General features: G+C 66.5%; 19 protein-coding genes and 1 pseudogene. 15 read left to right on the forward strand and 5 right to left on the reverse strand.

Annotated elements, in window-relative coordinates; all coding sequences use genetic code 11:
* The first annotated feature begins 21 nt into the window (after window positions 1-21).
* Window positions 22-1,320: a beta-lactamase family protein gene (locus IPF49_15775; protein ID MBK6289061.1), complete on the forward strand. Its 1,299-nt coding sequence runs from the start codon at window positions 22-24 to the stop codon at window positions 1,318-1,320.
* A 126-nt stretch (window positions 1,321-1,446) separates the two neighbouring features.
* Here IPF49_15775 and IPF49_15780 read toward each other — a convergent pair whose 3' ends face one another.
* Window positions 1,447-2,811, reverse strand: a complete 1,365-nt coding sequence (locus IPF49_15780) for an exodeoxyribonuclease VII large subunit (protein MBK6289062.1) — start codon at window positions 2,809-2,811, stop codon at window positions 1,447-1,449.
* A gap of 294 nt (window positions 2,812-3,105) precedes the next feature.
* Between IPF49_15780 and IPF49_15785 the strand changes: the two genes are divergently transcribed.
* Window positions 3,106-3,879, forward strand: coding sequence for a helix-turn-helix domain-containing protein (locus tag IPF49_15785; protein ID MBK6289063.1), 774 nt, complete (start codon window positions 3,106-3,108; stop codon window positions 3,877-3,879).
* Here IPF49_15785 and IPF49_15790 read toward each other — a convergent pair.
* Window positions 3,873-4,589, reverse strand: a complete 717-nt coding sequence (locus IPF49_15790; protein ID MBK6289064.1) for a 16S rRNA (uracil(1498)-N(3))-methyltransferase — start codon at window positions 4,587-4,589, stop codon at window positions 3,873-3,875. The genes IPF49_15785 and IPF49_15790 overlap by 7 nt on opposite strands.
* Window positions 4,586-5,911: a 30S ribosomal protein S12 methylthiotransferase RimO gene (gene rimO / locus IPF49_15795; GenBank protein MBK6289065.1), complete on the reverse strand. Its 1,326-nt coding sequence runs from the start codon at window positions 5,909-5,911 to the stop codon at window positions 4,586-4,588. Before rimO ends, IPF49_15790 begins: the two co-directional genes overlap by 4 nt.
* Before the next feature lie 29 nt (window positions 5,912-5,940).
* Here rimO and IPF49_15800 point away from each other — a divergent pair, with 29 nt between their 5' ends.
* Window positions 5,941-6,693 carry a hypothetical protein gene (locus IPF49_15800; protein MBK6289066.1) on the forward strand — a complete coding sequence of 251 codons (753 nt, stop codon included), beginning with the start codon at window positions 5,941-5,943 and terminating at the stop codon, window positions 6,691-6,693.
* Between the two features lie 3 nt (window positions 6,694-6,696).
* Window positions 6,697-7,538 (forward strand): annotated as a pseudogene (locus IPF49_15805) (sulfurtransferase).
* Window positions 7,539-7,547: 9 nt separating this feature from the next.
* Here IPF49_15805 and IPF49_15810 read toward each other — a convergent pair.
* Complete coding sequence (locus tag IPF49_15810) at window positions 7,548-8,423, reverse strand: hypothetical protein (protein MBK6289067.1); 876 nt, start codon at window positions 8,421-8,423, stop codon at window positions 7,548-7,550.
* Between the two features lie 276 nt (window positions 8,424-8,699).
* Here IPF49_15810 and IPF49_15815 point away from each other — a divergent pair, with 276 nt between their 5' ends.
* Window positions 8,700-9,602, forward strand: coding sequence for an NAD-dependent epimerase/dehydratase family protein (locus IPF49_15815; protein MBK6289068.1), 903 nt, complete (start codon window positions 8,700-8,702; stop codon window positions 9,600-9,602).
* Window positions 9,603-9,629: 27 nt separating this feature from the next.
* Here IPF49_15815 and IPF49_15820 read toward each other — a convergent pair whose 3' ends face one another.
* A complete protein-coding gene (locus tag IPF49_15820) occupies window positions 9,630-9,962 on the reverse strand; it encodes a hypothetical protein (GenBank protein ID MBK6289069.1) in 333 nt (110 codons plus the stop codon).
* Between the two features lie 204 nt (window positions 9,963-10,166).
* Here IPF49_15820 and IPF49_15825 point away from each other — a divergent pair, with 204 nt between their 5' ends.
* From IPF49_15825 to IPF49_15870, 10 genes are all read left to right on the forward strand, one after another.
* A complete protein-coding gene (locus IPF49_15825; protein MBK6289070.1) occupies window positions 10,167-12,002 on the forward strand; it encodes a hypothetical protein in 1,836 nt (611 codons plus the stop codon).
* Window positions 12,003-12,346: 344 nt separating this feature from the next.
* Entirely contained in the window at window positions 12,347-13,120 is a 774-nt protein-coding gene (locus IPF49_15830; GenBank protein ID MBK6289071.1) for a hypothetical protein, read from the forward strand.
* A gap of 55 nt (window positions 13,121-13,175) precedes the next feature.
* On the forward strand, window positions 13,176-14,213 hold the full coding sequence (locus tag IPF49_15835) for a hypothetical protein (protein ID MBK6289072.1): 1,038 nt from the start codon (window positions 13,176-13,178) through the stop codon (window positions 14,211-14,213).
* 230 nt (window positions 14,214-14,443) lie between these two features.
* On the forward strand, window positions 14,444-15,235 hold the full coding sequence (locus IPF49_15840; GenBank protein ID MBK6289073.1) for an ABC transporter permease: 792 nt from the start codon (window positions 14,444-14,446) through the stop codon (window positions 15,233-15,235).
* Window positions 15,232-15,897 (forward strand): ABC transporter ATP-binding protein, encoded by a 666-nt coding sequence (locus IPF49_15845; protein ID MBK6289074.1) that lies wholly within the window; start codon window positions 15,232-15,234, stop codon window positions 15,895-15,897. Before IPF49_15840 ends, IPF49_15845 begins: the two co-directional genes overlap by 4 nt.
* A gap of 65 nt (window positions 15,898-15,962) precedes the next feature.
* Complete coding sequence (locus IPF49_15850) at window positions 15,963-17,057, forward strand: chain-length determining protein (GenBank protein MBK6289075.1); 1,095 nt, start codon at window positions 15,963-15,965, stop codon at window positions 17,055-17,057.
* Between the two features lie 4 nt (window positions 17,058-17,061).
* On the forward strand, window positions 17,062-18,792 hold the full coding sequence (locus IPF49_15855; GenBank protein MBK6289076.1) for a polysaccharide biosynthesis/export family protein: 1,731 nt from the start codon (window positions 17,062-17,064) through the stop codon (window positions 18,790-18,792).
* Window positions 18,792-21,437, forward strand: coding sequence for a glycosyltransferase (locus IPF49_15860; protein MBK6289077.1), 2,646 nt, complete (start codon window positions 18,792-18,794; stop codon window positions 21,435-21,437). Before IPF49_15855 ends, IPF49_15860 begins: the two co-directional genes overlap by 1 nt.
* Window positions 21,434-23,371, forward strand: coding sequence for a glycosyltransferase family 2 protein (locus tag IPF49_15865; protein MBK6289078.1), 1,938 nt, complete (start codon window positions 21,434-21,436; stop codon window positions 23,369-23,371). The genes IPF49_15860 and IPF49_15865 overlap by 4 nt, the downstream gene beginning before the upstream one ends.
* The gene (locus IPF49_15870; protein ID MBK6289079.1) at window positions 23,352-24,578 is read left to right on the forward strand and encodes a glycosyltransferase family 4 protein; all 1,227 of its coding nucleotides are present in this window, start codon (window positions 23,352-23,354) and stop codon (window positions 24,576-24,578) included. Before IPF49_15865 ends, IPF49_15870 begins: the two co-directional genes overlap by 20 nt.
* The last annotated feature ends 7 nt before the right edge of the window (window positions 24,579-24,585 follow it).

Consider the following 24,585-nt stretch of genomic DNA (forward strand, 5'->3'; position numbering starts at 1 on the left):
CCAACGCGCACGGGGTATTACATGGGCGTTTCCTCTTCGCTGTCTCTTCCCGCCGGCAAGATGCGCCGCTTCATGCATCGCATCCGGGTACCGGCCGATATCGACTCCGTGACCGGGATCGACAGCGCCAGCGAATGCGATCCGCTCGAGGCCGGGATCGGCCATGCGCAGGCCGAATCGATCTGGCAGGCAGTACAGGCGTTGTACCGCACCGGCTACTATCCTGCGGTGATGTTCTGCCTGCGCCGGCAGGGGCGCATCGTGTTCAACCGTTCGCTCGGTCACGTGCGGGGCAATGCGCCGCTGGACGAACCGGATGCGCCCAAGGTGCTCGCCACGCCGTCCACCCCGAGCTGCCTGTTCTCGGCCTCGAAAGCCATCACCGCGATGGTGATGCACCGCATGGAAGAGCATGGCCAGCTCAACCTGCTGAACCCGATCAGCCACTACATCCCCGAGTTCGCCAGGCATGGCAAGGAACGCACCACGATCTATCACCTGCTCTCGCACCGGGCCGGCATTCCCGGTATCGAAGGGGTGACGGACCCGCGCGTGGTGCTCGATCACGAGCAGAGCCTGCGTCTGCTGTGCGAGGCCGAACCATTGCACCTGCTCGGAAGACGCCAGGCCTATCACGCGGTCACCGGTGGCGTGATCCTCGCGGAAATCGTCAAGCGCGTCAGCGGCATGGATATCCGCAAGGCGTGGCGTACCTGGTTCAAGGAGCCGATGGGCCTGAAAGTGCTCGATTACGGCGCCAGCGAGCGGGTGCGCGCGCGCATGACCCGGGAGGCGCTGACCGGCATCCAGGGCTGCAGCCTGGTGGATGATTTCGCGCGCGGTGCGCTCGGCGCAACGTTCGGCGAGGTGATGGAACTGGTCGATACCGCGGACTTCTACCGCGCGGTGATTCCCTCCGGCAACATGGTGACCACCGCCGAGGAAGCGAGCAGGTTCTACCAGATGCTGCTCGACGGCGGCCGCTGCAACGGTCGCCAGATCCTGCGAGCCGAAACGATCCAGCGCGCGACGATGGAGGTCGGGCCGCACGTGTTCGATCGCACCATCGGGATACCGCTGCGCTTCAGCCAGGGATTCATGCTCGGTGGCGAACCCTTCGGCCTGTTCGGCAGCCGCTCGCACAACGCCTACGGCCATATCGGACTGGTCAACAACGTGACCTGGGCCGATCCGGAGCGCGCGATCAGCGTGGCGCTGCTGGTCAGTGGCATTCCGCTGCTGGCCGGCAATATCGGGGCGCTGATAAGGCTGATGGCGCGTATCTCCTCGGCCTGCCCGCGCAGCAGCCTGAGCGCATGACGGTACGCAGCGAAATCGAGGGCCGGGTCGCCACGATCACGCCGACCGATATCCGGGCCGGTGCGGCGCGTTTTGCCGGCGGGCGCGGTCACGCCGGTATATGCGGCGATTTCGACCTGCCCTGATTCAGCCGGTCGCGGGGATCACCGCGTCCACGGTGCATTCGAGCGCCCCGTCGGCCAGGCGGGCACGCACCCGCATGCCCTGGCGCACCGCGCCGATACTGCGCAGCAGCGTACCGCTTTCGCTGCTGACAATCGCATAGCCGCGTTGCAGCGTCGCCAGCGGACTCACCGAGTCGAGCAGTTGCGCCAGCGTGCCGAGCTGTTCCTGGCGTGCGCGCAGTTGCTGGCGCATCGCGGTGGCCAGGCGCTTGTCGAGTTGTGCCAGCAGCGCGCGATGTTCGCCGAGCCGCGCCAGCGGCGCCTGCGCGGCCAGCGCGGCGCGGACCCGCTGCAGACGCTGTTCGGCATGGTGCAGGCGATGACGGTGGGCGATACGCAGGCGCGATTCGAGTTCGTCGAGGCGCTGCGCCTGTTCGCGCAGACGCGCACCGGGGTGACGCACCCGCGGCAGCAGCCATTGCAGCTGGCGGCGCCGTGATTCCAGTGCCCGCTGCACCAGTTGTTCGAGTCGGGCGCGCGTGGCGTTGAGCGCGGCGAGCAGCTTCGCGCGATCGGGGCTTACCAGCTCGGCGGCCGCGGAGGGTGTTGGCGCGCGCATATCGGCCACCAGGTCCGCCAGCGTGATATCCGTTTCGTGGCCGACCGCCGCAACCACCGGCAAGGTGCTGGCGTGAATCGCGCGCACCACGACTTCCTCGTTGAATGCCCCCAGATCCTCGAGCGATCCGCCGCCACGCCCGACGATCATCACCTCGAGCGGCGGATCGAGCGTCGCGGCGAGGCGGTTGGCGCGCCCGATCGCGGCAGCGATCTCGGCCGCAGCGCCCGCGCCCTGCACCGGGACCGCGAAAACCGTGATCGCAAGTGGCGGATAACGGCGTTTGAGCACGGTCAGGATATCGTGCAGCGCGGCGCCGCTGGCGGACGTGACCACCGCGAGGTGGGCCGGGAACGGCGGCAGCGGGCGTTTGCGTTCGGCCGCGAACAGCCCCTCGGCGGCGAGCTTGCGCCTGAGCGCCTCGAGCGCACGCTGCAGCGCGCCGAGTCCGGCCGGCTCGAGTTCCTCGACGATCAGCTGGTAGTCGCCACGCGCCGCGTAGAGGCTCACCCCGGCGCGCAGCTGCACATGCTCCCCGTTGCCCGGGCGCAGCTTCGCGCGCAGGTTGCGGTTGCGGAACATCGCGCAGCGCACCTGGGCATGGCTGTCCTTCAGGGTGAAATACCAGTGCCCGGAGCTTGGCGCGGAAAAATTGGAGATCTCGCCTTCGACCCACACCGAGGGGAACGCGGACTCGAGCAATTGCTTGCTCTGCATGTTGATCTCGCCGACGCTGAATACGCATCGCCCGCGTTCGTCCTGCTGCATGTTGCCTGCGCCCGGTGGTTCAGGAGTGGAACATACGTCGCAGGCAGGGAATGTGGAAGGGCTTCCCGGCGTTTTGTTCCTCGGCCAGGTGCTCGGCGAGCGCCCGGAGCACCACCGCGCCGCATCCGCCCGCCGTGGCTGATGAGCAGCGAGGTCCGCTTGTACCGATCATTACCTGCCGGGTAACATCGCGCTGCCCCAACGGAACACAACGTGATCAAACCAGAATCCCCGCGTCTTCATCAACCAGGCCCTTTCGGGCGGTTGCTGCGTTTCTGGCGCACAACCTTTGCAATGAGCCAGGAGGAACTCGCACTCGACACCGGTGTGTCTCCGCGTCATCTCAGTTTTCTCGAGACCGGGCGCTCGCAGCCCGGACGCACCATGGTGCTTAGCCTGGCGCGGGTGTTCGAGCTGGCGCCGCAGGATCTCAACACGCTGCTGGTCGCGGCGGGTTTTGCCGCCGATCCGGACCCGGTCGACCTCGGGCAGCCGGCGTTGCGCTGGCTGCACAAATCCCTCGACCTGCACATGCGCGCACTCGATCCGTGGCCGGCCGCGGTGCACGACCGCTACGGCACCCTCCATCTGGTCAATCGCGGCTGGCTGGCGATGCACCGCGCGCTGGTCTCGGCCGCAGCGCTGCAGCCGCCGGTAAACAGCTATCACCTGCTGTTTGCCGAGAACGGCCTGCGCCCGCACCTGGTGGAGTGGGAGGACGTTGCCTGCCGCCTGCTGATGACCTTGCAGCAGGAGGTGCTGCTGAGCGGTGATGGCGGCGCCGAAGTGCTGCTCGCGCAGTTGCTGGAATATCCCTCGATACCCGAGCACTGGCGCCGGCGTGGGGCCGAGATCGCGCATCAGCACAGCTTCAGGATGCAGGTACGGATGCCGGACGGCAACCCGCGCAGCTATCTCAACACCGTGAACACGGTCGGTGCCACGCCCTATGTGGGCGAACCACGGCTGCTGCTCAGCATGCTCACGCCGGAAGACCTGGTGGCGGATTGCAGTCGCGAGGCGTTGCTCGATGATGCCACGCTGAGCCATCCGCTATTGCATTACTGAGCCGGGAACAGGGTCGCGGCGAGTGCCGGCAACGCTGTTTCCACCCGCAGGATGCGCGGCCCCAGGGTAAATGCGCTGAAACCGGCGCTGCCGAACAGCGTGAGCTCGAAATCCGTGAACCCCCCTTCCGGTCCCACCGCGAGCGCAACCTTCCTGCCGCGCGCGGCGCGTCCCGGTTCGGTGGCCGCGGGGTGTGCCAGCAGGCGCTCGCAGCCCTTGCTCATCGCGGGCAGTTCATCCTCGACGAACGGTCGCAGCCGCGGGTGCAGGCTCACCTCGGGCAACACCGTGTCGCAGGCCTGTTCGAGTCCGGCCACCAGGTACCGGCGCAGCGCCGCGGCCTGCAGCAGCGGGCTTTGCCAATAGCTTTTCTCGACCCGCGCGGCATTGACCAGGCACAGGCGCTTGATGCCGAGTTCGGCGATCGAGCGCAGCACCCGGCGCAGCATCTTCGGGCGCGGCAACGCCAGTACCAGCATCAGCGGCAGCGGTGGGGGCGGCTCGGCGTGGCAGACGAAACGCAGGTACACACCACCCTGGGCCACCCGCTCGACGATCGCCTCGCCGACCAGCCCGTCGCTCATGCCGACCCGCAACCGCCGTCCCGGTTGCGGTGGCCACAGATCCCCGCGCACCGGGTAGCGCGCGGCATCGAGCACCGCGAAATCCTCGGCCAGCAGATCCTCGCGCTCGAGCAGCAGCAGGTTCATCCGCTGGCCGGTACCGCGTGCAGATCGTAGGCATCGGCGGCCGTCACCTGCACCCGCACGAGCTCGCCGCTGGCGAGACCGGCGGCATTGCCGATATGCACCACGCCATCGATTTCCGGCGCATCCGCGGCCGAACGCGCCACCGCGCAGTCGCCCTCGACCCGGTCGACGAGCACCTCGATGGTGCTGCCGATACGCCGTTGCAGGCGCTCGGCGCTGATATCGGCCTGCAATGCCATCAGCCGGTTCCAGCGGTCTTCCTTGAGCTCCTCGGGCACCGGGTCGGGTAACTCGTTGGCCGGCGCGCCGGCCACCGGGGAATATTGGAAGCAGCCGACGCGGTCGAGTTCCGCCTCGTCGAGGAAGTCCAGCAGCTCCTCGAACTCGTCCTCGGTTTCGCCCGGGAAGCCGACGATAAAGGTGCTGCGCAGCGTGAGCTCGGGGCATATGGCGCGCCATTCGCGGATCCGCTCCAGCACGCCATCGGCATTACCGGGGCGCTTCATCAGTTTGAGGATGCGCCGGCTGGCATGCTGGAACGGGATATCGAGGTAGGGCAGGATCCGACCCCCGGCCATCAGTGGTATCAGCTGATCGACGTGGGGGTAGGGATAGACGTAGTGCAGCCGCACCCAGACGCCGAGGCTGCCGAGCGCCTCGCACAGCTCCTGCATGCGGGTGCGCAGCGGGCGGCCCTGCCAGAACCCGGTGCGGTAGTGCAGGTCGACGCCATAGGCGCTGGTGTCCTGCGAGATCACCAGCAACTCGCGCACCCCGGCCTTCACCAGCCGCTCGGCCTCGTCCATCACCTCGCCGATCGGGCGGCTCACCAGGTCGCCGCGCAATTGCGGGATGATGCAGAAGCTGCAGCGGTGGTTGCAGCCCTCGGAAATCTTCAGGTAGGCATAGTGGCGCGGGGTGAGTTTCACGCCCTGCGGCGGCACCAGGTCGAGGAACGGGTCGTGGTCGCGCGGCGGCGGTGGAACATGCTGGTGCACGGCACCGACCACGGCTTCATAGGCTTGCGGTCCGGTCACGCTCAGCACCCGCGGATGGACCCTGCGGATCTCCTCCTCCATCACGCCCATGCAGCCGGTGACGATCACCCGACCGTTCTCGTGCAGTGCCTCGCCGATCGCATCGAGTGATTCCTGCTTGGCGCTGTCGATGAAACCGCAGGTGTTCACCACCACCACGTCGGCTTCCTGGTAGCGCGGCACGATACTGTAGCCGTCGAGCTTGAGCTGGGTCAGAATGCGTTCCGAATCGACCAGCGCCTTGGGGCAACCAAGGCTGACGAAACCGATTTTTGGTTGATTCATTCGAGTGCTCGGAATCAGGGAGACGCGCATTGTACCCAAGCAAACCGTTTGGCGCGCTGTTGTGGCTGTGGGCCGCGGCCGCGCTGGCGACGCCCGCCGCCGGGGATCTCGCGCGGGCCGAGACCGTGCAGGATCGCCTGGTGCAGGCCTGGCCGGCGGGCGAACGCGTTGCCGGCTACAAGAGCGCCTTCACACAGCCGGCCATGCAACAGCGGTTCGGCCTCGCGGCGCCGGCGATGGCGGTGCTGCCGGCCTCCGGCGAGCGCTGCGCCGCGCGGGCCGAACCTTGCGTGGTCGAATTCACGGGCTACCGGCAACCGGTCATCGAGCTGGAGATCGCGTTGCAACTCGTCGCGGACATCGTCGAGGCGCCGGACAGCGTGATGGCGCTGCTGCCGTATATCAGCGCCGTGATGCCGGCCATCGAGCTGCCGGAACTGGCTCTCGATACCCCGGCGCCAGCCACCGGCCTCGATTACATCGCGAGCAATATCGGCACCCGCGCCTACCTGCTCGGTGCGCCACGCCTGCCGATCGTGCTGCTGCAGCGCAGCGTCACCATGCGCCTGCGCCGCGGTGATGCCATCGTGCTCGAGGGTGATGGCAATGGCGCGGCCGAAGCCGCGCTGCAGTTGATCCGTGACACGCTGGCGCGCGGTTATCCGTTGCGTGCCGGGCAGATATTGCTGAGCGGCGCGGTCGCCGGCATGACGCCGGGCGTGGCGGGCGCCTACGTGGCCGAGTGCGGCAGCCTCGGCAATATCGAATTCACGGTGAGGTGAGCGATGGGGGATGAGACACGGCTGTTGATCGGGGCCGCGGAACTCGCGCGCCGCCTGGGCAGCGCCGCGCCACCGGTGGTCGCGGACTGCCGCTTCGCGCTGGCCGATCCGGGTGCGGGCGAGAAGGGCTGGCGCGAGGCGCATATTCCCGGTTCCCATTATCTGCACCTGGAACGCGATCTGTCCGGGCCGCGCGCCGCCACCGGGGGCGCCATCCCTTGCCCGAGCCCGCGGCATTCTCCGCCGTGATGCGCCGGATCGGGCTCGACAGCGATCGCCTGCTGGTGGTGCTCGATGACTCGCGTGCGGCGTTCGCCGCGCGGCTGTGGTGGCTGGCGCGCTATTTCGGACACGGCGAAGTGCGAGTGCTCGACGGTGGCTTGCGCGTGTGGCGCGAACAGGGCCTGCCGTTGAGTGCCGATCCGCCGTTGGCCCGCGCGGGCAATTTCACGGCGCGCCCGGACCCGCGGATGCGGGTCGATTTCGAATTCGTGGTTGCCGCGGCGCCCGGCACGGTGCTGGTGGATGCACGCGAGGCGCGCCGTTTCGCGGGGCTGGAAGAACCCATAGACCCGCTCGCCGGCCATATCCCGGGAGCCTGCAACCGACCCTGGATCGAAGCCACCCGCGAGGACGGCAGTTTTCTCGGCGCCGACGAGCAGGCCGCGCGCTGGCGCGACCTGCCACGCGCTGCCGAGCCCGTTGTCTATTGCGGTTCCGGAGTCACGGCCTGCGTCAACCTGCTGTCGCTCGAACTGGCCGGGATACCCGGTGCCCGACTCTATCCGGGCAGCTGGAGCGACTGGTGCAGTCGCCCGGGTGTGCCGGTCGCAAGGGGATTCTAGAACCGTGATTCAGCTTTCCAGCGTGGTGCGGAACGCGTCGCAACGGCGGTGATAGGCGGCGGTGGTCTTGGGCATCGGCACCCGCGCACCGGCCAGGTATTCGATGACCCGCTTGCCGTCGGCAATCAGGCGCAGTGCCTCGTCGATCCGGCGCTGGCACTCCTCGTCGATCGCGTGTTGCAACTGCGGGCGGAAGCTCAGCACGGATTCGCAGGCGGCCACGAAGCGCGGCCATACCTGGAAAATCACCGGGTCGCTCTTCATGGTCTCGCTTTCGAGGCGTGCCGCCGCGGCCAGTTCGTGGATGCAGGGCACCAGCGCATCGAAGCCGGGCAGGGTGCAGACCGCCTTTTCCAGATTGTCGGCCAGGCCGTCGATATCGCGCATCGCGCGTGCAACCTTCATGTAGCGGCTTTCGTACACCGTGGCGATCGGCAGCGTGAAGGCCTTGAACGGTTCGCCCCAGAGCTCGTCGATGCCTTCCTCGCCGCTGTAGTGCTTCACGAAATGCCCCAGCTCGAGCGCCTCCTTGAAGCACTCGCCACACTGCTTCATCAGCTCGTTGTCCATGCTGATCGCGACTCCCATCTCGCCGAGTTCCACGATGGTCGTGAACAGATCGGTGGCGCGGTTGAACAGTGCGCCGGCCAGCATCGCCGCATTCACGCGCTTGCGTGCCGGGTCGGTCTCGGCCTCCCATGCCGCGCGGGCGCGGTCGAGTTTCTTGCCCGGGGTGTTGATGCCTTCCTCGGTGTGGTGGAAGGCGCGCTTGGTCATCTGGTCGATCAGCAGTTTCTTCTCGGCGAGCGAGTTCTCGGGGGGAGCGTAGTAACGGATCCAGTAACCGTCGTAGTAGATGACCGGCTTGCCATCGAGGACATTCAATGTCCCGTCCTTGACTGCTTCGTTCATAGAGTAAGGGCGCAAACGGCCACGGTGCCTGAATTGAACACAGTATAAAAAAACCTGTCGCCCGGGGAATTGCCAAAAGGCCTGACTGTTACTATTTGTCGCAAATAAACGCCAGATTGCCACCGATGGATCGGAATCCGCGCATTGCAGCGCGCCGCGCACCCTGGAAAAGCAACGTTTGCCGCTGGCGAGCCCGGGTTTGTGCGCTAACATGACGCCCTTTGCGCTTGCGGCCCCACTGTCCCGACCATGAACTCCAGACTCAAACTCCTGATCACCGGAGGCCGCGGCCGCATCGCCGGATTGCTGGGCCCTATGCTCGGGCAGCGCGGGTTCGAGGTGCAGCGCGCCTCGCGCATCGCCGACGAGCGCTTCGTGGATTACCGCGAGCTCGTTTCCCCCGCCACGCTGGCTTCCTTCGATACGGTACTTCATCTGGCATGGAGCACGGTCCCGGCCACTGCCGAGCAGCTTCCCGGCAGCGAATGGGAAGTCGATCTGCCGTATCTCGCGCGCCTGCTGCGCGCTGCGGCACAACTGCCCGCGGCGCAGCGCCCGCACCTGGTGTTTTTCTCTTCCGGCGGCACGGTCTACGGTGAAGCGCCCGCGCCGCGCGGCAGGCGCGAAGACGATCCCTGTCACCCCATCGGCTGGTACGGGCGCGGCAAGCTTGCCGCGGAGCAGCTGCTGAACGCGTTTGCAGTGGCTTGCGCCCTGGATTGCGCGATCCTGCGGGTTTCCAATCCCTACGGCTACCTGATGCAACCGGCCAAACCCCAGGGCCTGATCGCGCACCTGCTGGACAGCGCACGCAAGCGCCAGGGCTTCGAGGTCTGGGGCGATGGCAGCGCCACCAAGGATTACCTGTCCGCTTCCGATCTCTGTGCCGCGGTGGTCGCGGTGCTGGAGTCGCGCGCCACCGGCACCTTCAATATCGGCTCGGGCACCACCCATTCGGTCAATGAAATCATCGCGCTGGTGCGCGAGCTGAGTGGCGTCGATTTCGCGGTCCGCTATCGCGAGCCCTTTGCCTGGGACGTAAGCCACAGCCGGCTCGAGATCACGAAGATGAAGACCGTGCTCGGCTGGGAACCGCGGGTGGCGTTGCGCGCCGGCATGGCGGATTTCTGGGCGAACGGAAACAGTGGCTGAACGGCAGCGCTCAAAAAGGGGACAGATTTATTTTTTCGAGGGACCCGACGCAAGGCGTTTGCTGCTCTGCTCAATTGCATCTACCCCCGACGCAAGGCGCTTGCTGCTCCGCTCACTGGACTGGCTGCCCTCCGGGCTGCCCTCTCTCCGCCCGGAGCCTGCTGCGCAGTCTCCGGTCCTCGCTCGGCGCTGGTCCTTGATGTTCGCTACGCAGCAAGCGCCTTGCGTCTCGATGCCGTGCGCTCCGGTGGCGTGGACTAAGCAGAAAGCACCTTGGGTCGGGCCGCCGCGCCACACGCCAGTCCCGACGAAATCGCCCGGTATGTCTTCGCGCGGGGCGCTCTCGCAGGCGTCGTGCAACTGTTCGATTTGGTGCGCGCCGATCTTCGTAACGCCCGAACCCGTCGCGCGCAGGGAAGCGCTGTCAGTCTGGCGCGGCGCTCGCCCCGTGGGTTAAGATTGCGCGCTTCGTCAGGGGGTGTTGCGTCGGGCAACGGGCTGCGCTCCGTGTTGTGTTACCCCTCGCATTGCAGGCACGCCGCGTGCACCCAACCGGAGACCGCTATGCTGGAGGCTATCCGCAGAAAGTTCAACGAAGGCTGGTATGCGGCGCGCTACAAGACGTTTCTGAAGGATTTCGACGGCACGCCATTCGACTATTACATGGCACAGGGCTGGCGTCTCGGCCACGATCCGCATGCCGATTTCAGCGAACTGTTCTATCGCGCCGAATATGACGACGTGGCCCAGGCGCTGCAGGACGGCGCCTACTCCAGCGGCTTTCACCACTATCTGCAGCACGGCATCGCCGAGGGCCGACTCGCGGTCCCCAAGGCGCCCCTTGGGCGCCAGTTCTACGAGCAGGCCTACTTCCATATCGATTGCGCCTATCTCGAGGCGCAGCATCGCATCGATCCCGCGCGCTACCTGTCGACCTACGACTTCTATTTCATCGAATCGCGCCGCACCGACATCGATCCCAATCCGCTCTTTTCCGAGCGCGGCTACCTTTATTTCCACCCCGACGTGGTCGAGGCGAGAAAAAACCGCGATCCGATCGTCGGCTGCGGATTCGCCCATTTCCTCACCACCGGGCTGGCCGAGGGTCGCAGGATCTGCAGCGTCAGCGAGTTCGCGCGTCTCGCCGCGCGCCAGGCGGTCGAGGCCAACAAGCAGGCGCTGGAAAAAAATCTGCCGCAGATCACCCATCCAGTCGAAATCGAGTACATCAAGCACATCCGCGGTTACATCGACCGCTTCGACCTCGAGACCCGCGAGGAGAGCGGCCACGGTTTCACGGTGATCGTTCCCGATTTCCTGCCGGAAATCCTGTTCGGCGGCTACCACTGCCTGTTCCGGATTCTCGAGGTGCTGAAACACGAGCACGGGCTGCGCCTGCGCCTGGTGGTGATGAAGCAGATCAACCCGGCCGATGCCTATGCCAACGTGCACCGGATGCGCCTGCAGTACCCCGGCGTGCACGAGCTGTTCGAGTCGATCGAGCACGTGCCGAATGACCGCCACCTGGTGGTGTCCGCGGGCTGGGACGTGCTGTCCTATGCCTGCCACACCCACTATCTCGCCGCGCAGATCGGCGCGCTGAGCGGTCGCTTGCCCTATTTCCTGATCCAGGACGACGAATCGGAATTTCACGGTGCCGGATCGCTGCGCAGCTTCATCCGCAGCGCCTGGGATATCCCGCATATCGGCATCTACAATTCCGCGATCCTCGTTGCGCACTTTCGCGCGATGCGCCCGCAGCAGTTCGGCGAGGGCTATCGCTGGTGCAGCTTCGAGAACGAGATCAAGTCACTCACCGACAGCCAGGCCGAGTTCATTGCCCGCCACGCGCACAAGCGCCGCCGCACCATCGTTATCTATGCGCGTCCCGAGGCCCACGCGGCGCGCAACGAGTTCGCGATCATCATGCTGTCGCTGCACAAGCTGATCGAGGACGGCGAGCTCGACCGCGACAAGTGGCGGATCCTCGGTGTCGGATCGCTGCACTATTGCGAGGCCTACGAGATCGTGCCGGGCTACAGTGTCGATATCCGGCCCAAGATGCCGGTCGACGACTACGAGAACCTGCTGAAGGAATCCGATGTCGGTATCTCGCTGATCTCCACCCCGCACCCGGGAATCATCCATTTCCAGATGGCGAGCTTCGGCCTGTCCACCGTCACCAACACCAGCGCGATCCGCACTGCCGCAAGCCTGCGCGCGCAGTCGGCCAATATCGTGCCCTCGGCGCTGTCACTCGCGCAGATGCCCGGGCGCATCCTGCAGGCGATGCGCGACAGCGCCGATCTCGAGGCACGCTTCGCCAACGCGCAGGCGCAGCACACCGTTGACTACGCCCAGGAAATCGCCAAGGTCGCGGACTTCCTGGCACACCACTGAGCAGCACGCAAGCCGATGACACTCCCTGAATACGCAAGGTGCTTGCCGCGCAGACATCAGGTTGACGATTACCCGAGTGGATCGCACCACATCGAGACGCAAGGCGCTTGCTGCGCAGCGAACATAAAGGACCAGCGCCGAGCGAGGACCGGAGACTGCGCAGCAGGCTCCGGGCGGAGAGAGGGCAGCCCGGAGGGCCGCCAGTCCAGTGAGCGGAGCAGCAAGCGCCTTGCGTCGGGCCGTTCTCCAGTGAGCGGGCCAGCAACTGCCTTGCGTCGGACCACTGCAGCAGCGCCATGCACAGGAGCGCGGCATCACCGCCCCGACCCCACCCGAGGAGCACGATGAGTACCGAAGCAAAAGGTTTCGTGATCCACTCCACCGCAAGATCGGGATCGACCTTCATCATTGTCACGCTGCGCAAGCATCCGCAGATCATGGCCCGTGCCGATGTGTTCGCCAACAAGGTGCTGCCGGGCGGAATGGAACAGACCGCGGACAACCAGATCGCGTTTCTGCGCAAGTACTGGCGCAGCTACCGCAAGGATGCCCCGATCGCGACCGATGTCGCGCGCGGATTCAAGGTGCAGATCCTGCGTTCCGAGCCGCAACTCAAGGCCGTCGGGCGCTTCATCAAGGTGTGCGCTGATTACGATGGCGCGCGCTTTTTCCTGTACCGGCGCAACCGCGTCAAGCAGATCGTCTCGGTGTTGCGGGCGCGCGAGCGCAAGCGGGTATCCGGTCCTGGCGCCGTGGGGGCCGCGCAATTGCGCGATGAAAAGCTCGCCGGAGGGCTCGGGCAATCGCAAAAAATACGGATCAACCCGGTGCAACTGGAGGTCATGCTCGAGACCCTCGAGAACGATTACCTGCTGCTCGACAACATCCGCGGCAAGACCCCGGGTGGGGTCGAGCTGGTCTACGAAGACGCGCTGAATGACCGCCAGGCCTTCTTCGAGCGCATCTTTGCCGCGATCGGCGTGGCCTCGATCGACGTCACCGACAACGACCAGACGAAGAAGATCACCGGCGCCAAGCTGCGGGATGCGATCCTCAACCACGATGAAGTGCTCGAATATTTTTCCGCTACCGGATACGCCCCGCAGCTGGCCGAATAGCACGCGTTGCGAAGCGCACAGAGAGCCCTGATCCCTTGATACACGAGCCTTGCCCATGAGCCTGCCCGCACTGCGAATCCCGAAACTCATCCTGCATATCGGGATGTACAAGACCGGAACCACCTCGATCCAGGAATTCCTGTGTGCACGCGAGGCGGAACTGGCGCGCGCGGGTGTGCTCTACCCCAAAGCCTGTCGCCACATGAGAGGCATGCCGATCCCGGGCCACCACGCGGTCGCCGCGGCGGTGGCCGCACTCGGCAACTCGAGCGATGGCGGTCGGCTGTGGCAGTCGCCCGATATGGCGCAATTGCGGGCCGAGGCCGAGGCCTGCGCGCCGCAGGCCCTGCTGCTCTCGGCCGAGGATTTCTGCTCGCTGGAGAACCCGGCACTGCTCGGTTCCGCGTTCGCCGCCGATGAGGTGCTGGTGCTGATGAGCGTCAGGAACCAGGCCGATTTCGTCAACGCGATGTACTACACCATGGTCGGGCATGTGCGGGCGCTGCTCGGTCCGCGGGAGTACCTTGCCGACAAGCTGCTGCGGGTGCTCGACTATCAGCGCATCGCGAGCCGTTGGCAGGCCGCATTCCCGCAGACGCGGGTCGTGGTCCAGAGCTATGAAAAGGGCGCGCCGGCGCGCCAGGACGCGGTGCGCAATTTCATCGTGAGCGCGGGGCTCGGGGCGGCGCTGAACGTCCCGACGCAACGCGCCTCGCGTCACCCCACGCTGCCCGCCTGTGCCACCCGGGTGCTGCACGAGATGCTGCTGCTCGGGGTGGCAGAGGACGAGTTCCTGACGATCTACAAATGGGCGCATCTCGTCTACGGCGACAAGGTGCCGCTGCGCAGCCGTCAGTGTCTCTCGCCGGCACAGATCGCAGCGATTGCCGGCAGCGATTTCGAAGCCTCCAACCGGCTGCTGCGCCGCGAGTTCATGGACGGCGTCGATGCGTCGCCGTTCGCGACCCCCGCGCCGGCGCCCGGGGTCGAGGCAGAGCCCGATTATTTTGCCGAGAACGGATTCGCGCTGGCGGTCAGGCAACTGATTCTCGACGGCGCCCGGCTGGGTCGCAAATCGAATCTGGGCCTGTAGATCGCGCCCACGGATCGCGCGCCGGGGCCCAACGGCAGCGCGCCGGAGTGCCCGGGCCAGCCGTTGTGAAGAGCGGCAATCCGCACGCCATCCCTCATTCCCCTGTATCGGCATAGCAGGTATGATCCCCGGCCAAGCCAGGTGATGAGGGATCGAACGCTTCATCGGATCAAGAAGGATCGCGTCACCGCTGGTGATTGATCAACCGCTGGAAAAATCCACAGCTCCCAATGCCTGAAGTCATCCCGCGCAGCGCTTTCGTCATCACCCTCTCGGTGTGGAAGGCGCTGCTGCTGCGCGAGGCCCTGGGGCGTCTGTTCGGGCGCCGCGCGGCGTGGTTCTGGCTGCTGCTCGAACCGCTGTTTCATGTCGGCTACCTGATGCTGATCTTCACCGTGGTGCGGGTGCGTCATGTCGGTGGCATCGCGACGGCGTTGTGGATCATGATCGGGCTGGTCGCGTATTTCATGTTCCAGCGTGCGAGCCGCCAGTCGATGAACGCGGTCGGGGCCAATTTCCCGCTGTTCGTCTATCGCCAGGTGCTGCCGGTCGACTCGGTGCTGGTGCGCGCGGGCCTCGAGGGCGTCATCATGATCGTGGTCTGCGTGCTGCTGTTTGCCGGTGGCGGACTGTTCGGACTCGCGGTGATCCCGGCCGATCCGCTGCTGGTGCTGGAGGCGCTGTTCGGCATGTGGCTGCTCGGTCTCGGTCTCGGTGCCTCGGCCTCGGTGGCGGTCGAGATGGTGCCCGAATTCGGGCGCCTGCTGAGCATGCTGATGCGCCCGCTCTACATCCTGTCCGGGGTGATCTTTCCGGTTGCCTCGATCCCCCCGCCCTACCGCGACTGGTTGCTGCTCAACCCGATGGTGCACGGCATCGACGCGGTGCGGCTCGGTTTCGCGCCGTACTATCACGAAGTGCCCGGTCTCAGCGTTTCCTACCTGTACCTGTGCGCGCTCAGCCTGCTGCTGCTCGGGCTGTCGCTGCAGATCGCCTTCGCCAAGCGGATGGTGACGCAATGATCGTGGTGCAGGACGTGTACAAGCGCTACCAGACCGCGCACGGCCCCGGGCCGTGGGTGCTCGAAGGGGTCAATTTCACGATTCCGCCGCGCACCAATGTGGGCCTGATCGGTGGCAACGGGGCCGGCAAATCGACCCTGCTGCGTTTGATCGGCGGCATTGACCAGCCCACGCGCGGGCATATCGAACGCCGTTGTCGCGTATCATGGCCGATGGGTCGGGGCGGCGGCTTGCAGAATGCACTGTCCGGCCGACAGAATGCGAAATTCGTGTGCCGCATCCACGGTCATGAGGACGATATGCACGAGCGCCTCGAGGGGATCCAGCAGTTTGCCGCGCTCGGTCGCTCCTTCGATGAGCCGGTGAAGACCTACTCCTCGGGCATGAAATCGCGGTTGCAGTTTGCGCTGTCGCTGGCCTTCGATTTCGAAGTCTATATCTCCGACGAGGTCACGGCGGCCGGCGATGCCGCGTTTCGCCGCAAGGCCTCGCTCGCGTTTCGCGAGCTGGTGGACCGTGCCGGGCTGATCATGGTCTCGCACGGCGAGGAAATGCTGAAACAATTCTGCTCGGCAGGCATCCTGCTGAGCGGCGGCAAGGCCTACTGGTTCGATGCGATCGACGACGCACTCGCGGCCTACAGGAAAAGTATCGCGGCATGAACAAATCGCTGAAATACACACCGCCCCGGCTCGATACGTCGCAGGCCACGGCGTTCGCGCGCAAGCTGTTCGCGCCGGCGGATCTGCAGCGCAATATTTTTGCCGGCGCGCTGCTGCTGTCGCTGCTGGCGGCATTCTACTGGCTGCTGATCGCCTCGGACCGTTACGTCTCGGAGGCGCACATCATCATCCAGCGCACCGACCTGGTCAGCGGACAGACCGTGGATTTCTCGGGACTGCTCGGCAACGTCGGCGGCAACACGGCCGACCAACTGCTGCTGCGCGATCACCTGCTGTCGCTCGACATGCTGCGCGCGCTCGATGAAAAGCTCGACCTGCGCGCACACTACAGCAACTGGCGGCGCGATCCGCTGTCGCGGATGTGGTTCGAGGACACCCCGATCGAGAAGTTTCAGGACTATTTCCTCGGGCGGGTGAACGTGGATTTCGACGAGTACACCGGGGTGCTGGTGATCAAGGCGCAGGCCTACGATCCCGATACCGCGCACGCGATCGCCGCGCTGATGGTCGAGGAGGGCGAGCGGCACATGAATGCGATGGCGCACGAACTCGCCAACGAGCAGGTCGCGTTCCTCGAGCGCCAGGTCGCCGCCATGAGCAAGCGGGCCATGAAAGCCCGCCAGGCCGTGCTGGCCTTCCAGAACAGCAACAGCCTGGCCTCGCCGGCTGCCGCCGCGCAGACGCTCGAAGGCATCATCGCGCGGCTCGAGTCACAACTCACCGACCTGCAGACCCGCCGCGGCGCGATGCTCGGTTACCTGGTGTCCGACAGCCCGAGCATCACCGAGATCGATCTGGAGATCGGCGCGACGCGTGACCAGATTGCCCGCGAGCAGGCCAAGCTCGCCTCCCCCGACGGCAATACACTGAACCGCACCATCGAGGAATTCCAGCGTATCGAGGCCGATGCGGGATTCGCCGACGATGTTTACAAGACCTCGCTGGTCGCGCTCGAGAAAGGTCGCATCGAGGCCACCCGCACCTTGAAGAAAGTCTCGGTGCTGCAGAAGCCGAGCCAGCCGGAATACCCGCTGCAGCCACGGCGCATCTACAACGCCATCGTATTCCTGCTGGTCAGCCTGTTGCTGGCCGGCGTGCTGAATCTCGTTGCCGTCATCATCCGCGATCACAGGGACTGAACACATGCCACGGCTGATTACCCTCGTTCTCCTCGCCTGGCTGTGCGGCCCGGCTTTCGCCGCCGATTACTCGCCGTTCGATTTGTCGCAGACGCTCGGTCTGAGTGCCCCGGCCGCCGAGCAGGCGCCACCGCGTGAATCCGTGCCGCCCGAGGACGCCACCGCCGCCCCCGGGATCGTTGCCAACAGCGCGCCCGCATTCGATTACTCGGTGAACCTGAACAGCAATGTGTTCGGCGCCCAGCTCTTCACCGGCAGTTTTGCGCGCGTGGGCGCGACCCAGTTCAACCCGGATTACGTGGTGGCGACCGGCGACCAGATCCAGATCCGCCTGTGGGGCGGTTTCGACTTCGACTCCCTGCTGCTGGTCGACCCCAAGGGCAACCTGTTCCTGCCCCACGTCGGTCCGATCAAGGTGCTCGGGGTGCGCAACGAGGATCTGCAGCGGGTGGTGGAATCGGCGGTGGCGCGGGTGTTTCGCGCCAATGTCTACAGTTATGCGAGCCTGGCCGCGGCGCAGCCGGTGCGGATATTCGTCGGCGGTTTCGTGAATCGCCCCGGTCTCTACAACGGCACCAGCATGGACAGCCTGCTGCATTATCTCGACCAGGCCGGTGGCATCGATGCCGAGCGCGGTTCGTTTCTCGCGGTGCAGGTCAAGCGCGGCGAAACGGTGCGGGCAGAGGTCAACCTCTATGACTTCCTGCTCGACGGGCGCATGCCGCTGGTACAACTCGCCGACGGTGACGTGATCTTCGTCAAGCCGCGGCGCAATTCGGTGCTGGTCACCGGAATGGCACAGAACGCCAATCGCTTCGAGTTCGCCGACGGCGTCTTCACCGTCGGTGCCCTGTCGCGCCTCGCCAAGCCGCAGCCGCAGGCGAACCACGTGCGGGTGGTGCGCAATACCGGCAGCACCCGCAACGTCGAATACTACGCGCTCGAAGAGGCGCAGCAGGTCACGCTGTTCAACGGCGACGAACTCGCCTTCACCGCCGACAAGAAGCAGGGCACGATCACGGTGCGGGTCGAGGGCGAGCACCAGAGTGCGCAGGAATACGTGCTCCCCTACGGCGCGCGCATGGGCGAGCTGCTCGGGCAGATCCAGTTCTCCGAGCGCTCTGACGAGCAGAGCATCCAGCTGTTCCGGCTGAGCGTGAAGGATCGCCAGAAGCAGATGCTGCAGACCGCGCTGAAAAGCCTCGAGGCCGCGGCGCTGACCGCGCGCTCGGGCACCAGCGACGAGGCACGGCTGCGCAAGGACGAGGCCGAGCTGCTGCTGCAGTGGGTGGATCGCGCGCGCGCGATCGAGCCGCTGGGGCAGGTGCTGATCGCCGGCGCCAGCCAGCGTGACGAGCTGCTGCTCGAGAACGGCGACCTGCTGCGGGTGCCGACTCGCGATGGCCTGGTGCTGGTCAGTGGCGAGGTGCTGTTCCCGAACGCGATCGCCTTCGACGAGGCGCTGGATCTCGGGGACTACGTGCTGAGCGCCGGTGGCTATACCCAGAACGCCGACCTGGCGCGGGTGGTGGTGGCGCATCGCGACGGCAGCTTCAACGAGGCCACCGGCAAGAAGAGCCTGTTCCGCTCCGGGCCCGCGAGCGCCGAGGTGCGTGCCGGGGATGAAATCCTGGTATTGCCGAAGATCGACGTGAAGTCGCGCCAGATCTGGAAAGACCTCACCCAGATCATGTACCAGATTGCGGTCAGCGCGAAGGTTGTGGTGGATATCTGATGCGGGCCGGCTATCACGTGCGCAAGCAGACCCAGATCTGGCGCGGCCGGCTGCTGCTCGGGTGGCTGCGCCTGGTGCAGCGCGCGAGCGGCGCGCTCGGCTTGCGCAACCTGTACCACCGTCACCTCGGCGCGCTGGTGCGCGGCACCGGCTTGTTCGATGCCGACTGGTACCTGAGCATGAACCCGGACGTGCGCCAGGACGGCGCCGATCCGCTGCTGCACTATGTACGCTACGGCGATCACGAGGGGCGCCCGCCGATACCGCTGTTCGATCCCCCGTACTACCGCGCCCATGCCCGCGGCGCGGGTCTGGAACTCAACGCGCTGCTGCATTACCGCCTGCTCGGACGCTTTTTCAAGACCTCGCCGAGCGCCTGGTTCGATGTCGAGTACTACCTGCGCCAGAACCGCGACGTGGCGCGCGCCGGCATCGATCCGCTGCTTCACTACCTTGGCTGCGGCGGCAGCGATGGCCGCTCGCCGTGTCGCCAGTTCGATTCGGCGTTCTACCTGCTGGCGAATCCCGATGTCGCCGAGGCCGGCGTCAACCCGCTGATGCACTACCTTCGCTACGGGCGCCTCGAGGGGCGCCCGGTCACCGCCTCCGGCCTGGGTGGAGGGGCCGCGGAGCCCGCGCCCTATGTGCCGGCGGTGGTGCCGGACAACTGGGCCGACCTGGAGCCGGGCCCGCGCCTGGACGATGCGCTGGTCGATGTGGTGGTGCCGGTGTACAAGGGCAAGGGCGAGACCCTGCGCTGCCTGCGCAGCGTGCTGCTGGCGCTGAACGAGACCCCGCACGAGCTGATCGTGATCAATGACGCGAGCCCCGACGAGGAACTCGTCGAGGCCCTGCGCCGCCAGGCCGGGCTCGGCTATTTCACGCTGCTCGACAACGACGGCAATCGTGGTTTCGTCGCCAGCGCCAACCGCGGCATGACGCTGCACCCGCGCCGCGACGTGGTGCTGCTGAACTCCGATACCGAGGTCTTCGGCGACTGGCTCGATCGCCTGCGTGCCAGCGCGCGCCGCGATTCGCGCACCGCCACCGTCACGCCGCTGTCGAACAACGCCACCATCGCGAGCTATCCCCGTTTCCTGCACGACAACCCCTATCCGCTCGAGGTTCCGTTCGGCGAACTCGACGCCCTCGCGGCGCGGGTCAATCACGGGCTGGAGATCGAGACACCCACCGGCGTCGGTTTCTGCCTGTACCTGCGGCGCGATTTTCTCGACCAGGTGGGGCTGTTCGACGGCGCGGCCTTCGGGCGCGGCTACGGCGAGGAAAACGATCTGTGCCAGCGCGCGATCACGGCTGGCTGGCGCAACATCATCGCCCCCGATGTGTTCGTGCACCATCTCGGCAGCGTGTCGTTCCAGGGCGAGCGCGCCAAGCGCGTGGCTGCGGCGATGGGCGTGATGGACCGGCGTCATCCCGGCTACCAGCGCGATGTGCGCCAATTCATCGAGGAGGATCCCGTCGCCGGCGCGCGCCAGAAGCTCGACTGGGCCCGGCTCGCGCTGCTCGCGCGCGAGCGCAACGTGCTGATGGTCTGCCACAACCGCGGTGGCGGCGCCGAGCGCCACCTGCGCGAGGACAGCGCCCGGCTGCTCGAGGAAGGCTACGGGGTGTTCTACCTGCGCCCGGTCGCGGGCCAGCCGCACCACGTGCGCATCAACGCGGCCCGGAACATCCTGCTGCCCAACCAGCCGGTGTTCGCGCTCGAGAACACCGCGCTGCTGGCCGGCGCGCTCGCGCAACTGCGCATCAGCAGCATCCACGTGCATGGCACGGTGGATTTCACCGCCGCTGCGCCGGGCCAGCTGGTGCAACTCGGCGAGGCGCTCGGTGCCACGCTCGAACTCGATATCCACGACTACCACGTGATCTGTCCGCGCATCAATCTCGCCGACGACAGCGGCCGTTATTGCGGCGAACCCGCCGAGCGCGATTGCGACAACTGCCTCGGAGCGCTCGGCAACCGGCACGCCGCGCGCAGCATCCGCGACTGGCGCGAGGCCAACGCGCAGCTGTTGCGCGCCGCCGACCGGATCTGGGTGCCGGACCCCGATGTCAGCGAGCGCCTGCACCGCTATCACCCGGAGCTGCGCATCGCGGTGGCGCCGCACGAGGAGATCAACGCCGAAACGGTACAGCTGCGCGAGCCGCTGCTGCACGCCGACGAGCCGCTGCGGGTCGTGGTGATCGGTGCGATCAGCCTGGTCAAGGGCTTCGAGGTGCTGCTCGAGTGCGCGCGCGATGCACGCCAGCGGCGCCTGCCGCTGCGCTTCGCGGTGCTCGGCTACAGCATGAACGATGCCCAGCTGCTGCAGGCAGGCGTCGAGGTCAGCGGCCGCTACCTCGAGCACGAGGGCCACGACAAGCTCGATGCACTGCACCCGCACCTCGTGTGGCTGCCCTCGCTGTGGCCCGAGACCTACAGCTACACGCTGTCGCTGGCGCTGCAGGGCGGCTACCCGGTGTCTGCCTTCGACATCGGCGCGATCGGCCGGCGTCTCGCCGCAATCGGCCAGCAGGCCAACCTGCTGCCGCTGTCGCTGCAGCGCAATCCGCGCGCGATCAACAGTCGGTTGCTCGCGTTTCGCGCGCGCTGTAGCGAACTGCCCGCGGTGGGAGTGGCATGACGATGCAGCAGAAAACCGCACCCGGAAGCTCCGTCACGAGCTACACCCGCGACCAGGTAAAGCCGCTCGAGGAACTCGGCTCCGGTGTGCGCGCGCACGTGGAACTGGCCTTTTCGCCGGGGCCGCAGCGCGGGCGCATCATCATCGGCTGGCTGTACGATCCGGGCGCCAACAAGACGCGACTGGCGGCGCTCGGCGCGAAGGGTCGCGGCGAGAGCGTCGCGATCCCGCTGCGCGACGGCGAGGACGGGGTGCGGATCGTCACCACCGCGCGGCCCGATGTCAGCGCCGCGATGGGTGCCGCCGAGACGTCCACGCACCAGCACGGTTTCGTGATCCTGTTGCCGGGGCGTCTCGAGCAGTACAGCCTCGCGGTGCTGCTCGACGAGCAGGCCGGCACGCTCGGATTCACACTCGAAACCCGCCCGGCCGAACTGGCCAATGGCCTGCGTGCCTGCTGGCCGCATGCCGGCGCCAGCGTGCGCGGCATGTGTCTGGGCGCCGATGCCGCGCTGCTGGCGCTGATCGATCAGTTCCAGCTGGCGCAGTTCGACGAGCTGTATCCCTCGATGACGCGGTTCCTGCGCGATCCGCGCCGCGCTTTCGCGGCGATGGATCAGGCGTTCTGTCTCGGCGATGCCGGGCTGGTGATCTTCGGCTGGCATTTCGAGCCGGCCGCGACACTGGCCTCGATCAGCGTGCACGGACCCGCGGGCCTGAGCTGCGATGTCAGCGATGCGCTGTATGCGCTGCAGCGCCGTGATGTGCTGGAGCAGCTGCACCAGCGTTACCCCGATGTCGGCGAGATGCGCGGCTTCTTCGGTTTCGTGCCGCTGGCGACCTTCCCGGGCGATGCGCGCGCATTGTGCCTGCGTTTTGCCGACGAGCAGGAAGTGTGGCTGAAACTGCCGACCGACGAGCCGCATCGCAGCGGGCTCGCGCTGGTGCGCGAGATTCTCGAATCGATTCCCTCGCCGGAGAAATTGCGCCACCAGCTGCACACGATCTACGAACGCGGCCTCGGCGCGGCGATCGAGGCCACCGCGCGCGCGGATCGCGGCACGCCGCCCGTGCCCGTCTGCCAGCAGTTCGGCACGCCGCCCGCCAACCCCACGGTCAGCGTGATCGTGCCCTTGTACGGGCGTTACGATTTCCTGCGTCACCAGCTGGTGCATTTTGCCGACGACCCGGATTTTGTCGCGGTCGACCTGATCTACGTGGTCGACGATCCCGCGATCACACTCGCGGCGCTCGATACCGCCGTCGCGTACCACGAGCTGCTTGGCACGGCGTTCCGCCTCGTGCATTACGGGCGCAATCTCGGCTTTGCCGGCGCCAACAACGTCGGCGTGTCGCTGGCGCGCGCAGACACCGTGCTGCTGCTCAATTCCGACGTGATACCGCGCGCCCGTGGCTGGCTCGGCGCACTGCAACGCGCGCTCGACGAACTGCCCGGTGCCGGCGCGGTCGGGCCGCTGCTGCAGTACTGCGACGATTCGATTCAGCACGCCGGCATGTGCCCCCAACGCGATCCCTTCGTGCCGGGTTTCCTGCTCAATGTGCATCCCGGCAAGGGGCAGATGTGGAACGGCGGTGAGGAGCCCGCGCAACAGGAGCTGCTGACCGCGGCCTGCCTGATGCTGCGCAAGGCCGATTACCTCGACTGCGGTGGTCTCGACGAGGGCTACCTGGTCGGGGATTTCGAGGACAGCGACCTGTGCCTGGCGCTGCGCCAGCGCGCGCGCACGCTGTGGCTGGTGCCGCGCGCGCGGTTGTGGCATCTCGAGCGCCAGTCGCAGAATGCCAACGCCAGCGCCGGCTTTCGCCAGCTGCTGACGTTGTTCAACGGCTGGCGTTACCAGGGCAGGATCCGCGCGGGGATCATCGCCAACCCCGAAACCGATGGAACCGCCGATGCGCATCGCGATCTTTAGCCACGGCCACCCGAGCTTCAGCAAGGGTGGCGGCGAGCTGGCCGCGTGGCATCTGTTCGAAGGCATCAATGCCGGCGGCGCGCACCAGGCCTGGTTCATCGCGCGCGCCCCAAGGGAGATGCTGCATCCCGGCACCCCGGTCGCGGCCCTGAACGAGCGCGAGTACCTGATCGGCGGCAACGCCGAGATTCCTGATCTCTGCGCCACCATCGCGCTCGGTCCGGACAGCGATTTCGCCGCGCTGCTGCGCACGATCCGCCCCGACGTGATCCACTTCCAGCACTACGTGCATCTCGGCCTCGAGATGATCCGCGCCGCGCGCCGCACCTGCCCCGATGCGAAAATCGTGCTGACGCTGCACGAGTACATCGCGATCTGCATGAACAGCGGCCAGATGCTCAAGACCGACGGACGCCTGTGCCACCGTTACAGCCCGCGCGAATGCGCGCAGTGTTTTCCCGAGCGCGCGCCGGAGGATTTCTTCCTGCGCGAGCGCTACATCAAGGCGCATTTCGATCTCGTCGACCGCTTCATCTCGCCGAGCCGCTTCCTGAAGGAACGCTACGTGGCCTGGGGCCTTCCCGCGGTGCGCATCGAGGTGCTCGAGAACGGCATCCCCGACGGGCAACGCCAGCCGCCGCGCACACTCGCCGCCGACGAGGCGCGCGGGCGCTTTGCCTATTTCGGGCAGATCAATCCGTTCAAGGGCGTCGATGTGCTGCTCGAGGCGATCGCGCTGCTGCCCAAACGCGTGCGCCGGCGCATGAGCCTCGATATCTTCGGCTCGGGGCTCGACAGCCAGCCCGCGGTTTACCGCGAGCGGGTCACGGAACTGCTCGCGGACAATGCGCGCACGGTGCGCCTGCACGGCGCCTACGAACCGCACGAGATGGAACACCTGCTGGCCGGCATCGACTGGGTGCTGATGGGCTCGGTGTGGTGGGAGAACTCGCCGCTGGTGATCCAGGAGGCATTCCGCGCCGGGCGCCCGGTGATCTGCCCCGGTATCGGCGGGATGGCGGAAAAGGTGCAGGATGGCAGCGGCGGTTATCACTACCGCGCCAGCGATCCGGTCGCGCTGGCGGGCCTGATCCGCACCCTGGTCGAGGATCCGGCGAAATTTGATCGGGTGCTCGATACGCTGCCCGCCGTGGCGCCGCGGCAGCAATGCGTCGATTCCCATCTCGCGCTCTACGCCGCGTCCTGAGCAGCCC

The sequence above is a fragment of the Gammaproteobacteria bacterium genome (assembly GCA_016705365.1).
Taxonomy (GTDB): Bacteria; Pseudomonadota; Gammaproteobacteria; order Pseudomonadales; family UBA5518; genus UBA5518.

Excerpts from the sequence above, each read along its gene's own strand:
- IPF49_15775 (MBK6289061.1), top strand. The coding sequence starts at position 22 with ATGGGCGTTTCCTCTTCGCTGTCTCTTCCCGCCGGCAAGATGCGCCGC.
- IPF49_15780 (MBK6289062.1), bottom strand. The coding sequence starts at position 2,811 with ATGCAGCAGGACGAACGCGGGCGATGCGTATTCAGCGTCGGCGAGATC.
- IPF49_15785 (MBK6289063.1), top strand. The coding sequence starts at position 3,106 with ATGAGCCAGGAGGAACTCGCACTCGACACCGGTGTGTCTCCGCGTCAT.
- IPF49_15790 (MBK6289064.1), bottom strand. The coding sequence starts at position 4,589 with ATGAACCTGCTGCTGCTCGAGCGCGAGGATCTGCTGGCCGAGGATTTC.
- rimO (MBK6289065.1), bottom strand. The coding sequence starts at position 5,911 with ATGAATCAACCAAAAATCGGTTTCGTCAGCCTTGGTTGCCCCAAGGCG.
- IPF49_15815 (MBK6289068.1), top strand. The coding sequence starts at position 8,700 with ATGAACTCCAGACTCAAACTCCTGATCACCGGAGGCCGCGGCCGCATC.
- IPF49_15825 (MBK6289070.1), top strand. The coding sequence starts at position 10,167 with ATGCTGGAGGCTATCCGCAGAAAGTTCAACGAAGGCTGGTATGCGGCG.
- IPF49_15830 (MBK6289071.1), top strand. The coding sequence starts at position 12,347 with ATGAGTACCGAAGCAAAAGGTTTCGTGATCCACTCCACCGCAAGATCG.
- IPF49_15835 (MBK6289072.1), top strand. The coding sequence starts at position 13,176 with ATGAGCCTGCCCGCACTGCGAATCCCGAAACTCATCCTGCATATCGGG.
- IPF49_15840 (MBK6289073.1), top strand. The coding sequence starts at position 14,444 with ATGCCTGAAGTCATCCCGCGCAGCGCTTTCGTCATCACCCTCTCGGTG.
- IPF49_15845 (MBK6289074.1), top strand. The coding sequence starts at position 15,232 with ATGATCGTGGTGCAGGACGTGTACAAGCGCTACCAGACCGCGCACGGC.
- IPF49_15855 (MBK6289076.1), top strand. The coding sequence starts at position 17,062 with ATGCCACGGCTGATTACCCTCGTTCTCCTCGCCTGGCTGTGCGGCCCG.
- IPF49_15860 (MBK6289077.1), top strand. The coding sequence starts at position 18,792 with ATGCGGGCCGGCTATCACGTGCGCAAGCAGACCCAGATCTGGCGCGGC.
- IPF49_15865 (MBK6289078.1), top strand. The coding sequence starts at position 21,434 with ATGACGATGCAGCAGAAAACCGCACCCGGAAGCTCCGTCACGAGCTAC.
- IPF49_15870 (MBK6289079.1), top strand. The coding sequence starts at position 23,352 with ATGCGCATCGCGATCTTTAGCCACGGCCACCCGAGCTTCAGCAAGGGT.